Below are 12,198 nucleotides of genomic sequence, written 5' to 3'. Positions count from 1 at the left end.
GCCCGCGGCGGTGGACACCATGCAACCGGGTGCCGGCAACGCGAAGAAGCCACTGCTGGGAGGTGTACTGACAGGGCATCCCTCCTCCAGCGGGCCCGACCTAGCCTGGGGGCTGTGGACAACCGCGACGAGGTCAAGGCCTTCCTCAGCTCCCGCCGGGCCAGGATCACCCCTGGGCAGGCTGGCCTGCCGACCCACGGCCGCAGCAGGCGCGTACCGGGACTGCGCCGCAGCGAGGTGGCCGACCTGGCCGGAGTCAGCGTCGAGTACTACGCCCGACTCGAGCGGGGCAACCTCGGCGGCGTCTCCGAGAGCGTGCTGGTTGCCCTGGCCCGCGCGCTGCAACTGGACGAGGCCGAACGGGCGCACCTGGTCGACCTCGCCCGGGCCGCCGGCCCGGCCACACGCACCCGGCGCAAGCCCACGGCCCACCAGATCCGGCCCACCGTCGCCCGCATCCTCGACGGGATGACCGAGCTACCGGCCCTCGTCAACAACGGGCGCCTCGACGTCCTCGCCGCCAACCCCCTGGCGGAGGCACTGTTCGCGCCCGTGTTTGCCGACCCGGCCCGACCGGTCAACCACGCCCGGTTCACCTTCCTCAACCCCCGCGCGCGTGACTTCTGGATCGACTGGGAACGCGCCGCCGATGACAGCGTGGCCATGCTGCGCCTCGAAGCCGGCCGCGACCCCTACGACAAGGCACTGTCCGACCTCGTCGGCGAACTGTGCACCCGCAGCGACGCCTTCCGCGTCCGCTGGGCCGCCCACGACGTCCGCCTGCACCGCACAGGACTCAAGCACTTCCACCACCCCCTCGTCGGCGACCTGCACCTGTCCTACGAGGTCCTGGAACTACCCGCCGACCCCGGCCTGGCCCTAATCGCCTTCAGCGCCGAAGCGGGCTCACCCAACGACGACGCCCTCAAGTTCCTCGCCAGCTGGGCCGCCACCCACAACCCAGCCGACGCCCTGCGAGCACCGAACCAGAAGTGAGCCCGGGGGTAACGCACTACAGCCTCGACAGACCTGTCGCGGACGCCGAAGCCGGCTGGGTCCGGTTCGGTGGGAGGCAGGGTGGCCGGCCGGGGGCCGGGTCCGGCTGGTAGACCTCCAGCCTGCCCGCCCGTTTCCGTTTGGCGGCGTACATCGCCTGGTCGGCCTGGTGGAGCAGGATGTCGGGGCTGGTCGGGCGGGTGGCGGAATCGACGGTGACGAGTCCAAGGCTGGCCCGCGGGGTGTAAGGCCTCCCCGCGAGCAGACACGGCATCTGGATCGCCGCCGCGAGCCTCTCGCCGACATTGCGGGGATTGTCGGGGCCGCCGCCGTCGAGGATGACAGCGAACTCGTCACCGCCGAGCCGGGCGACGGTGTCCACCGCCCGCGTCCCCGCCCGCAACCGCTCCGCGCTGATTTTGAGGAGCTCATCCCCGGCGGCATGCCCGAACGTGTCATTCACGCGCTTGAACTCGTCAAGGTCAAGGAACAGCACGGACAGCGATGATCCCTCGCGAACGTCGTCGGTGTCGTGCGCGACCGTCTGCTGTAGTCGCTGAGTGAACAATGCCCGGTTGGCCAGGCCGGTCAGCGGGTCGTGGAACGCCTGGTGGTGCAGCTGCCGTTCGCGGTCCCGGACCTCGGCCAGTAGCCGGGTGTTCTCCGCCAACGTGAGCATCTGCCGGCCCAGCGCCACCAGCAGCAGACCGGTCATGCCGTACGTCTCGAACCGGTCCAGCCGGACACCGGCCGACAGCTTGCCGACAACCAGCAGGCCCGCCGCCCCGAGCACAACATACGGCAGCATCGCGTGCGCCCACATCGCCCGCGGGCTCGGCGGGGCGGGGCCCTCATGCCGCGTGCCGCCTGGAACCGGCACCAGTGCGGCCAGGAGAAACAGCAGGGGGGCAAGACCGAACATGGCCATGGTCCGCGACGAAAAATCGATCTTGCCGAGGGCGGCTCGGTAGACGAAGACGTTGACGGCGAGTCCATGGGCCAGCAGGCCAGTGCCGAGCAACGCGAACGTCGCCGGGGAGCGCGGCCGGCGAAAGCTCGCGATCAACACGACCACCGCGACCAGAATCAAGACGGCAACCAGCTGGCCAAGGTCAAGCAGGAATTGCATGAGGTCGGTCCCGCCTGCCCGGACGACCGCGGCCAGCACCGTTCCCCACTCCAGCAGGACGATCGAACCGACGATCAGCACACAGTCCAGCATCGTGATCGCATACCAGCGCCCCGCGCCGCGCGACCGTCGCCCAACGCCTCCGCTACGGCTATCCGCCGGATCGGTGGGCAGGGACAGCACCCCAGCCAGCCCGACCCCGTACAAGACGAGGTGTAACGCATACGCCGGGGTCACCTGAGCAGCGCCACTGTCCAGCGCTACCGCCAACGTCCCGAGGCTGGAGACCGCCGCGCTAGCAGCCATCGCACCGATGAGCCACCGCCAGCGCCGGTCGCCAGCGCGAGCGCGCCGAGCGGTCCAGAAGCAGGCCGCCGCGGCGGCCGCCTGGCAAGCAGCGTTGACAGAAACCGTCGCGATGAGGCCTGGCTGCGGGTCGAGGAGTACCACGAAGGCGATTTCCAGCCCAAAAAGCGCCAAACAGGTGACGACGGCACGCCAGAACCAGCCTGGCGCTCGACCCGCACTGGTCGAACGCCACGAATGCGACCCGACGCCTACAACGCCGCGGAGTCCAGACATCGCTCATCCCCGAGGGGAGCATACCGCAACCATCCGCATTCGGACAGCGACAGTCGCCCGTCCCGGCGGACCGGCGCGCCAGGAGCCGGTGGGTGATCGACAGTGGCAGCCCGGTAGGTCCCGCGAGCTTGGCTTGCCGGAAAGGGCTGCCCGAAGGTCCTATTTGCGCACCTTGCCGGTCGCGGTCCGCGGAAGCTTCGAAACGAACTGCACATATTTTGGAATCTTGAAGGCCGCCAGTCGGCCTCGCAGTGCCTCGCCCTACGAATCCGCGGTCCACGCGTCCGACGCGGAGACGACGAAGGCGTGTCCGACCTCGCCACCGCGACGGCCGCGGAGTCGATGACGTCCGGCAGGCCGTTCAACACCGCCTCGACCTCGGCTGGGAGACGTTCTCGCCACCCGATATGATCATGTGTTTGACGCGCTCGGCGACGTAGGCCCACCGTCGGCGGCGACCCGCACGACGTCACCGGACAGGAACCAGCCATCGGAGAAGGCCCGTTCGGTCTCCGCTGGCTAGTTCCAGCCTGGCGATCGTCGACAGCACACCGGCGGGTTCGAATTTCGGCACGACGCCGACGGAGCCGCCCTCGAACAGCCACATCGCCGAGGCGACAGGGCTGCTCATCTACCGCCATCGGCTGAGTAGCAGAGGCCCGCCCGGTGGGGATAGAGCGGGCCCTCGGTGTCCGATGGCACGTCCGGCCGGCTGGCGCGGACCGCGTCCATCGAGCGGGGCAGCTCGAAGGGCAGCCGGCCGCGCGGTTCGGTGCGGCCGCTCAGGGCGTCGAGCAGCGCCGCGTCCGAGGCGCCGAAGCTGACGGTCAGCGCGGCGACCACGGCATCGAGCTGGGTGAGGATGGCCGGACGATCGAGATAGACGTCCAGCGCGACCGGCACCTGGGTAGCCAGCTTCGCGATGCGCTCGGCGATGTCGGCTGGGAAGTCGAGTGAGCCCTGGTGGGTCATCGCTTCGAGGAAGTAACGATCGCGGGGCTCGTAAGGCGCCCGCAGCCGCACGATGGCGAGGTCGGCTTCCATCGGGTTGTCGACAACGGTTAAGTGGTTGATCAGCCGGTCGGCTATCAGGTCCCGTAGGGTATCCGGGCTCAGGGAACCGGGAACGTCGTGCGCACCCGGCTTCCCGACGCTGATGATCGTGTGGAACAGCAGGCCGGCTTTCTCGGCCACCCATTTCGGGACCTGCGTCCCGCGCCCGGCAGCGCACCCGCCCGAAGCCCCACTGCAGGGAAGAGAGCATGCCACACACGCAGCCCGACACGCCGGATCGCATACGCGTCAGCCACTATCAGGTCCGGGAACAGCTCGGTCGCTGCCGGATGGGCCGTCCTGTGGCATGTGCGTCCAGCAGCGCTGCCGCGACCTTGTCGAGGGAACAGGGATCCATGGCCAGAGCTCCTCGATTCTATGCCGTTCGAGGGGGCGGAGGCTCAGCGCATCAGGCGACTGATGCCTTCTCGGATCGGTTGCGGCGAGAACACCGCGGGCAGACCGGCAAGGGAGCGGGTCTCCGAGCCCACAGACCCGTACCGCGGTGCCACACCCTCGGCGAGCCGGGTGTCGGGCAGCCGGCAAACGTTCGTAGTCAGCGCACCAGCGGAACGCCAGCACGATCGCCTCGGGTGGGATCCGGAAACCCGCGAACTGCGACACCAGCACTGGTAGATGGACTGCACCTCGATCCTTCAGTCGATCATTCAAGCCGCCGACACGGACCCGTATCCGGCCGGACGTAACAGATTCGATATTGTTAACACGACTGCGCGGTCTCCGGACGCGGCGCTGCTGGCGGTCAAGGGAGCAGCCATAATTGGCGCGCACGCACGACCGCCTCGTGACGCGTCCGTGCGTCGAGCTTGCGCATGATCGTATATAGGTATGCTTTGACGGTCTCCGGCGTGAGCGAGAGCCGTTCGGCCACCTCGGCGTTCGTGCAGCCGAGTGCCACTTGAGCCAGCACGTCGGTCTCTCGCGGTGACAAGCGTATCGCGGACACTTCGGTTTTTGGGGCGCCAAACCGCGCGAGCCGCTCAGTGGCTGCGTCGATCCGGCGCCGCAGCTCGGGGTCGGCGACCGCGGGGGCGATGGAGCGTAATTCGGCATGAACGGCGCGGACCTCTTCGAGGTCCGCGAGATCCTGCAGCCCTGGCCGGAATTCGGCCATCGCGAGCCGAATGCCCACCTGGTCCTGCACGGACAACGTCATCGAGAGGCGCGAGCCGGCGGACAGAAGGGCCTCGCGCACCCGGTTACCGAGTGGCATCCGCTCCCGGACGGCGCCGTAGAGCACGGCCTTGCAACGGCCGCGCACCCGGACCGGGACCGCGAGCACCGACGAGATCCCCTCGGCCAGCACCGGACGGTCGTAGTCGTGGGTGATCGTGCGAGCAGAGAGGTAGTCCTCGACGGCCACGGGGCGTCCCTGGGCGACGACACGCCCGCCGAGACCCGCGCCGATGCTCACGTGCAGGTTCCGCATGCTGGTCGTGCGAGTGCCGAGGAAATCGGTCAGGACCAGCCGGTCATCTGACACCGTACCGGCGAAGACCACCGGCACTCCGGCGAGGCGCTGCGCCTGTCGCAGGCCCGCGCGCAGCGCCTCCCTCGTCGAGCGGCTGTCAGCAGCGAGCATGGTGTCGAACCCTCCGTTGCTCCTGCGGATGAGCAGAGCGTATCTGCACCTTTGCCACCACGCCCAGCCCGGACACTTACTTCCGGGGGTAGCGGACACCGGCTGATGTAGCGATCCTGAGCACATCAGGAACGGACCTGGCGCCGCCCGACGCCTGATCGCCAACGAGGAGGACACCGAGAAGTCAGTGGCGCACCGGTGCGACGTCCCGCCAGCGAGTTCCGGGACACAGACATGGTGATCCGCGGCGGGGAGAACATCTACCCGCGGGAGATCGAGGAGTTCCTCTACACCCATCCCGACATCCTCGACGCCCAGGTCATCGGCGTGCCCGATCCGAAATACGGCGAGGAACTCATGGCGTGGATCCGCATGCACGACGGCGCCACACCACTGACCGCCGAGCACCTGCGCGAATACTGCGCCGGCAGGCTCGCCCACTACAAAATCCCCCGCTACGTCCACATCGTGGACCAGTTCCCCATGACCATCACCGGCAAGATCCGCAAAATCCAGATGCGCGAAGAGGCCATCAACCTCCTCAACGCCGCGAACACCACCGAAACAGGCCACGCCTAATTGGTTCCGGCCGTGAGACGGCGAGGCCCGTGAGACTGAAACGTGACACCAGTCGGGCCTCCAGTCATGACAAGCTGAGCGCGTCCGCGACCGAGGCGAGGTAGTCGATGTGGCCGTCGACGGAGTCGAAACCGAGGCCCATCGTGACCACCGAGACATGGGTACCACCCGCCGCGCGCCAGGCATCGATCTCCGCCGTGAGGCCGCCAACGCCGCCACGAGGAAGCACCACATAGTCCGCGCCGAAGGTCTCGACAGACCCGCCGAGGCCGCCCACGCGATCACGCAGCCGTCGCCACGCGTCAACGACGTGGTCGATGCCGCCCCCGAAAAAGAGGAAGCCATCCGCTAGCCGGGCGGCCCGGTCAAACGCGACGTCGCTGGATCCACCAAGCCAGATCGGGATGGACCGGGCCGGCTTCGGCACGAGCGCGACTCTGTCCACCCGGTCGAAGCGGCCCGAGAAGTCGACGACCGGTTCCGTGAACAACCGGCGCAGCAGCTCGATCTGCTCCTCCTGCCGGGCGCCGCGGGTACGGAAGTCCAGGCCGAGGGCCTCGAACTCGACGTGGTTCCAGCCGACCCCCACACCGAGACGCAGCCGACCACCGGACAGGAGATCGACGTCCGCCGCCTGCCGTGCCACGAGCGCTGTCTGGCGCTGCGGAAGGACCAGGACCCCGGTAGCGAAACGGATTCGCTCGGTGACGGCGGCCAGATAGGCGAACATCACGAACGGGTCGTGGAACGGGTCGCGCTCGGTGTAGGGGCCCGTCAGCTGGGGCGTTCGATCGGCGTGCACGGCACCGAGCACATGGTCGTAGGCGAGGAGGTGGTCAAAACCCAGATCCTCCACCGCCCTACCAAATCGCCGGACAGCGGTTGGATTCCCTCGAAGCTCATTTTGTGGATAGACGACGCCGATCTGCATGCGTTTGCTCATGTCTTCTCCCTTTGGCGGACGCGACACGCTCACTGGTGCTGCGGCCGGCACTTCAGGTGGGTGCCGACCGCGGCTCAGCGCAGCGTAGAGATATCGATGACGAACCGGTACCGGACGCCGGAGGTCAGCACCCAGGCGTATGTCCCGTTGATCCGGCTCAGCGTCGCCGCACCCCCGGCTCGCCCAGCCCCGTCGAGGGGCGGCCGGGTGGTGGTCGCTGTCGGGACTGGCCGATAGGCGTGATGAACAACTCGCCGTTGGTGATGTGGTGGGGGCAGGTGACCATGGAGGCGACACCGTCGGCGATGTCCTTGGGGGGGAAGACCTCGGTCTTCTCCATGAGGGGCGAGCGCGCTCCTTATGTGTTCGGTACGGCACCCATCTGCTGAAGGAGGCTCAGCATGTCGAGCTGGGCGCGTTCCTCGACGATCTTGCCGTCGGCCAGGCGGTAGAAAGCCATGCTCTGCGCGTGGACGGCCCTGCCTGTCGCTGCTACCCCGGCGAAGGTCCCCCGGTGGGTGCCCGTCATTATGTAGCGCACAGCCACGGTGTCGCCCTCGGCCACCATGTCTTCGACCGTCCACACGAGGTCCGGGAAAGCGCGGCGATTCGCGGCGACGATGTCGAGATACGTACCCCGGCCTTGCTGCTGCTGTCCGGCGAAGTACATGACGATGTCCGGGCTGATGAATTCCTCCGCCAGCGCTGCGTCGCCGGTGGGGAGGAACTCGCGGGTGAAGCGCTCCATGATGCGCGTGTTCGACTCGGCGGTCGGCGGTCTCCTCGTGCCGGATTCCGCGGGGGCACCGGAGCTGGCAGTGCCGCTGGCCGTACCGGTCGGGTCCTCACTACCCGATCCGCAGGCCGAGAGGGTGAGCAGTGCCAGCGCCGCGAGTACGACGGCCAGCTTGTTGAATCGACGCATTTTTCGTCCTCGTTCTCCGAAGGATTGCGGTGCCGGCGCCGCCGCGGGGAGGGGTGGGGATGCGGTCAGGCCTGGTCGGTAGGCATGATCCATAGCTCGCTGATGGCGGCGTGGCGGGGCCGGGTGACCATGTAGGCGACGCCGTCGGCGATGTCCTCGGGGGCGAGGACATCGGTCTGCTCGTAGAACGGGTCGATCATCTCGGTACGGACCTCGGGCTTGTTGTGCGATCCCAGCTCGGTCGCGACGCCACCGGGCTCGACGACACCGACGCGCACATGCCGCTGGGTGACTTCCTGGCGGAGGGACTCGGTGAATCCGTTCACGCCGAACTTGGTGAGGTTGTAAACGCCGTAGCCGTTCCAGGCAACGCGGCCGGCGATCGAGCTGATGTTGACGATGTCGGCGACCTGGCGCGGGCGCTCGTCCGCGGCCCGCAGCAGGTGTGGGAGGGCGGCGCGGGTGGTGTAGAGCAGGCCCTGGATGTTGATGGCGATCATACGGTCCCACTCCTCAGCGTCCGCACCGACGACAGGACCCAGGAGCATCAGGCCGGCATTGTTGACGAGGGTGTCCAACCGTCCGAACCGGTCGACGGCCCGCGCGACGGCCTGTTCGGCTTGGGCGCGGTCGGTGATGTCCGCAGCGACCACCAGCGCGGCGCCGCCTGCCTTGTCAATCTCGGCGGCGAGGTCTTCCAGACGATCCTTGCGACGGGCCACGAGGGCGACATCGGCGCCGTGCTCGGCGAGCCGGCGGGCGGTAGCGGCGCCGATACCGCTGCTCGCGCCGGTGACGAGAGCGACGGTGCCAGTCAGCTTCGATGCCATGCGGTGTTGTCCTCTCCTTCTTGGTGGATGGCGTAGGGATGCGCAGGGTGGTCGTCGTCCAGGCGCCGCCTGGCCGGACCGGTACCACTCAGCGGCCTGCGAGGACCTGCGACGCAGGCGACCGGGCCGCAGAGCACGCGCCTGGCAGGGCCTGGACGCCCCGCATGATCGACGGCTCACTGATGGCGGTGTGCCGCGCATGGGTGACTGTGAAGGCGATACCGTCGGCGATGTCCTCGCGAGCGAGCACCTCGTCCGCCCTCTCCTGCTCGGAGCGGGCACTCCAGGTGGCGGTTTCTCCTGCAGGCGGCAGCCCAGCCCGGCACGCCCGCACCGGGCCGCTCGGGCTCCTTGCTCAGCCGATGAGCGGGCGGGTCGCCGGTCGCGGCGCATGACAGCTCAACACCTTGGGTGCCGCGGCCGGCGACAACCCCGTGTGGCGCGGTCAGCGGTCGATGGTGGACATGTTCGCTTCGTCGTGGCGTTCACCGGCGGCCGGCGTGAGGTTGTTCAACCGTTCGACCTGCGTGGGACTGAGCTGGATGCGGTCGGCGGCGGTGTTCTCCTCGACGCGGGCGACCCGCTTGGTGCCAGGGATCGGGGCGATGTCGTCACCCTGGACCAGCAGCCAGGCCAAGGCGATCTGCGCCGGAGTGCCGCCCGCCTCTGTGGCGATGGCCTGGACCTCGTCGACGATGCGCAGGTTGCGCTGGAAGTTCTCCCCGGTGAAACGCGGATTGGTCTTGCGCCAGTCGTCGTCGGCGAAGTCGTCGACGGTGCGGATCGCGCCGGCAAGGAAGCCGTGGCCGAGCGGCGAGTAGGGAACGAAGCCGATGCCCAGCGTGCGCAGCAGCGGCAGCAGTTCGGCCTCGGGGTCCCGGGACCACAGCGAGTACTCGGTCTGCAGCGCGGCGACCGGGTGTACGGCGTGGGCACGGCGGATCGTGTCCGGGCCGGCCTCGGACAGGCCGATGTGGCGGACCTTGCCCTCGGTGACCAGCTCTGCGAGGGCGCCGACCGTCTCCTCGATGGGGGTGTTCGGGTCGACCCTGTGCTGGTAGTAGAGGTCGATGTGGTCGGTGCCCAGCCGCTTCAAGGAGCCCTCGACCGCGGCGCGCACGTTCGCGGCGCTGCTGTCGACGACGCCGGGGCCGCCACGGGAGTGCGACACGAGGCCGAACTTCGTCGCCACCACCACCTGGTCGCGCCGGTCCTTGATCGCCTCGCCAACCACCTCTTCGCTGTGGAACGGGCCGTAGATCTCGGCGGTGTCGATGTGGGTGACGCCCAGGTCCAGCGCCCGGTGGATGGCGCGGATCGACTCGGCGTCGTCGACGCCCCCGCCGGTGGTGTAAACGCCGGCCATGGTCATGGCGCCCAGACCGATCCGGGAGACGTCCAGTCCGCCCAGAGAGACGTGCTTCATGATTGATTCCTTCGTCTCGGTTCTCGAGTTCCAGGCGATGACACGCCCCGTGTCGCGGCAGCGACCGGCTTACGACCGGCGCCCGGCTGGGGTCGGATGCTCGCCTTGCTGTGTTCGTTCCGTTGAGGCGCGGCGCCAGACGGGGCGCCGCGTCCGTGCGTCCCCTGCCCGGGCTCAGGTGTTGGCCATGGCGTCGTCGTGGGCAAGCGAACTCGACAGTTCGCGGTAGGCGCCGGCCTGGGCGAGCAGGTCTCGGGCCTTCTGCTCGAAGACCCCGATGGCGTCGGCGCCGGCGGCCCAGCGCGGCGGCGGCTTCTCCTGGCCGGCGAGGTGGACCAGCGCCTTCGCGAGCTTGGCGGGGTCACCGCCCTGCAAGCCGTTCATAGCGTTCCAAGCGGTGACGGTCTGCCTGGTTCGCTCGGCGTAGTCGTCGATCGAGGGCTCGGCGTAGCTCGTCGAGTCCCGCGTGAGCAGCTCGGTGCGGAAGAAGCCGGGCTCGACGAGCATCGTGCGGATGCCGAACGGGGCGACCTCGGGGGCCAGTGACTCGCTCCAGCCCTCGAGGGCGAACTTCGACGCGGCGTAGGCGGTGCAGAACTCCTGCCCGACCAGACCGGCGGTGGAGCTGATGGTCACCACGAGCCCCGACCGCTGGCCGCGCATGACCGGCAGCACGGCGCGGGTGACGTTCAGCGGTCCGAACAGGTTGGTCTCGACCTGTGCCCGGAAGTCCGCTGGGCTGATCTCCTCGAAGAACCCGGCGTAGAAGTTCCCGGCGTTGTTGACCAGCACGTCGATCCGGCCGAACCGGCCGACTGCCGCCTCGACGGCGGCCCGTGCGCTGGCCGGGTCAGTGACGTCCAGCGCGACCGTCAGCAGATCGTCGTGCGCGCCGAGCGCGGAGCTGACCCGCCCGGGGTTGCGACCGGTGGCCACGACCGCGTACCCGGCCGCCAGGGCCGCCTGCGCGATGTCCACACCCATGCCGCGGCCGGCACCGGTGACCAGCCAGACCCTCTTCTCGGACTTCTCGGCCATGTCCTCACATCCTCCGTCAGAGATCCGGACCCCCGCGTCAGTGACTGGTCACGTGGTCTCCCCGTGCCCCAGCCCGCGGCGGTGGACACCATGCAACCGGGTGCCGGCAACGCGAAGAAGCCACTGCTGGGAGGTGTACTGACAGGGCATCCCTCCTCCAGCGGGCCCGACCTAGCCTGGGGGCTGTGGACAACCGCGACGAGGTCAAGGCCTTCCTCAGCTCCCGCCGGGCCAGGATCACCCCTGGGCAGGCTGGCCTGCCGACCCACGGCCGCAGCAGGCGCGTACCGGGACTGCGCCGCAGCGAGGTGGCCGACCTGGCCGGAGTCAGCGTCGAGTACTACGCCCGACTCGAGCGGGGCAACCTCGGCGGCGTCTCCGAGAGCGTGCTGGTTGCCCTGGCCCGCGCGCTGCAACTGGACGAGGCCGAACGGGCGCACCTGGTCGACCTCGCCCGGGCCGCCGGCCCGGCCACACGCACCCGGCGCAAGCCCACGGCCCACCAGATCCGGCCCACCGTCGCCCGCATCCTCGACGGGATGACCGAGCTACCGGCCCTCGTCAACAACGGGCGCCTCGACGTCCTCGCCGCCAACCCCCTGGCGGAGGCACTGTTCGCGCCCGTGTTTGCCGACCCGGCCCGACCGGTCAACCACGCCCGGTTCACCTTCCTCAACCCCCGCGCGCGTGACTTCTGGATCGACTGGGAACGCGCCGCCGATGACAGCGTGGCCATGCTGCGCCTCGAAGCCGGCCGCGACCCCTACGACAAGGCACTGTCCGACCTCGTCGGCGAACTGTGCACCCGCAGCGACGCCTTCCGCGTCCGCTGGGCCGCCCACGACGTCCGCCTGCACCGCACAGGACTCAAGCACTTCCACCACCCCCTCGTCGGCGACCTGCACCTGTCCTACGAGGTCCTGGAACTACCCGCCGACCCCGGCCTGGCCCTAATCGCCTTCAGCGCCGAAGCGGGCTCACCCAACGACGACGCCCTCAAGTTCCTCGCCAGCTGGGCCGCCACCCACAACCCAGCCGACGCCCTGCGAGCACCGAACCAGAAGTGAGCCCGGGGGTAACGCACTACAGCCTCG

At 69.0% G+C, this 12,198-nt stretch carries 14 protein-coding genes; 3 read left to right on the top strand and 11 right to left on the bottom strand.

The window, feature by feature from the left end; all coding sequences use genetic code 11:
- Nucleotides 1-114 precede the first annotated feature (114 nt).
- On the top strand, nucleotides 115-996 hold the full coding sequence (locus tag QOZ89_RS45845; RefSeq protein WP_312628337.1) for a helix-turn-helix transcriptional regulator: 882 nt from the start codon (nucleotides 115-117) through the stop codon (nucleotides 994-996).
- Nucleotides 997-1,012: 16 nt separating this feature from the next.
- Here QOZ89_RS45845 and QOZ89_RS45840 read toward each other — a convergent pair whose 3' ends face one another.
- The 5 genes from QOZ89_RS45840 to QOZ89_RS45825 form a co-directional block, all read right to left on the bottom strand.
- Complete coding sequence (locus tag QOZ89_RS45840) at nucleotides 1,013-2,707, bottom strand: diguanylate cyclase domain-containing protein (protein WP_397428968.1); 1,695 nt, start codon at nucleotides 2,705-2,707, stop codon at nucleotides 1,013-1,015.
- A gap of 159 nt (nucleotides 2,708-2,866) precedes the next feature.
- Nucleotides 2,867-2,959: an AMP-binding enzyme gene (locus QOZ89_RS48105; RefSeq protein ID WP_397428969.1), complete on the bottom strand. Its 93-nt coding sequence runs from the start codon at nucleotides 2,957-2,959 to the stop codon at nucleotides 2,867-2,869.
- Between the two features lie 217 nt (nucleotides 2,960-3,176).
- Complete coding sequence (locus tag QOZ89_RS45835) at nucleotides 3,177-3,338, bottom strand: hypothetical protein (protein ID WP_312630285.1); 162 nt, start codon at nucleotides 3,336-3,338, stop codon at nucleotides 3,177-3,179.
- Nucleotides 3,335-3,901 (bottom strand): glycoside hydrolase family 3 C-terminal domain-containing protein, encoded by a 567-nt coding sequence (locus QOZ89_RS45830; protein WP_312630284.1) that lies wholly within the window; start codon nucleotides 3,899-3,901, stop codon nucleotides 3,335-3,337. Before QOZ89_RS45830 ends, QOZ89_RS45835 begins: the two co-directional genes overlap by 4 nt.
- A 622-nt stretch (nucleotides 3,902-4,523) precedes the next feature.
- Complete coding sequence (locus tag QOZ89_RS45825) at nucleotides 4,524-5,363, bottom strand: LuxR C-terminal-related transcriptional regulator (RefSeq protein ID WP_312630283.1); 840 nt, start codon at nucleotides 5,361-5,363, stop codon at nucleotides 4,524-4,526.
- A gap of 198 nt (nucleotides 5,364-5,561) precedes the next feature.
- Here QOZ89_RS45825 and QOZ89_RS45820 point away from each other — a divergent pair, with 198 nt between their 5' ends.
- A complete protein-coding gene (locus QOZ89_RS45820) occupies nucleotides 5,562-5,942 on the top strand; it encodes an AMP-binding enzyme (protein WP_312630282.1) in 381 nt (126 codons plus the stop codon).
- Between the two features lie 64 nt (nucleotides 5,943-6,006).
- On the opposite strand, the gene QOZ89_RS45815 is transcribed toward QOZ89_RS45820, so the two are convergent.
- The 6 genes from QOZ89_RS45815 to QOZ89_RS45790 form a co-directional block, all read right to left on the bottom strand.
- Nucleotides 6,007-6,873 carry an LLM class F420-dependent oxidoreductase gene (locus QOZ89_RS45815; protein ID WP_312630287.1) on the bottom strand — a complete coding sequence of 289 codons (867 nt, stop codon included), beginning with the start codon at nucleotides 6,871-6,873 and terminating at the stop codon, nucleotides 6,007-6,009.
- A gap of 169 nt (nucleotides 6,874-7,042) precedes the next feature.
- Nucleotides 7,043-7,225: a hypothetical protein gene (locus tag QOZ89_RS45810; RefSeq protein ID WP_312630281.1), complete on the bottom strand. Its 183-nt coding sequence runs from the start codon at nucleotides 7,223-7,225 to the stop codon at nucleotides 7,043-7,045.
- Between the two features lie 18 nt (nucleotides 7,226-7,243).
- A complete protein-coding gene (locus QOZ89_RS45805) occupies nucleotides 7,244-7,810 on the bottom strand; it encodes an ester cyclase (RefSeq protein WP_312630280.1) in 567 nt (188 codons plus the stop codon).
- Between the two features lie 65 nt (nucleotides 7,811-7,875).
- Nucleotides 7,876-8,640: an SDR family NAD(P)-dependent oxidoreductase gene (locus tag QOZ89_RS45800; RefSeq protein WP_312630279.1), complete on the bottom strand. Its 765-nt coding sequence runs from the start codon at nucleotides 8,638-8,640 to the stop codon at nucleotides 7,876-7,878.
- 445 nt (nucleotides 8,641-9,085) lie between these two features.
- Nucleotides 9,086-10,066 carry an aldo/keto reductase gene (locus QOZ89_RS45795; protein ID WP_312630278.1) on the bottom strand — a complete coding sequence of 327 codons (981 nt, stop codon included), beginning with the start codon at nucleotides 10,064-10,066 and terminating at the stop codon, nucleotides 9,086-9,088.
- Nucleotides 10,067-10,240: 174 nt separating this feature from the next.
- Nucleotides 10,241-11,104 carry an SDR family oxidoreductase gene (locus tag QOZ89_RS45790; protein ID WP_312630277.1) on the bottom strand — a complete coding sequence of 288 codons (864 nt, stop codon included), beginning with the start codon at nucleotides 11,102-11,104 and terminating at the stop codon, nucleotides 10,241-10,243.
- A gap of 185 nt (nucleotides 11,105-11,289) precedes the next feature.
- Here QOZ89_RS45790 and QOZ89_RS45785 point away from each other — a divergent pair, with 185 nt between their 5' ends.
- Entirely contained in the window at nucleotides 11,290-12,171 is an 882-nt protein-coding gene (locus QOZ89_RS45785) for a helix-turn-helix transcriptional regulator (protein WP_312628337.1), read from the top strand.
- Nucleotides 12,172-12,198 lie beyond the last annotated feature (27 nt).

Origin of the sequence: Pseudofrankia coriaricola (assembly GCF_032027725.1) — a bacterium.
Classification (GTDB): domain Bacteria; phylum Actinomycetota; class Actinomycetes; order Frankiales; family Frankiaceae; genus Pseudofrankia.
This window is presented reverse-complemented; position numbering and strand designations above follow the sequence as displayed.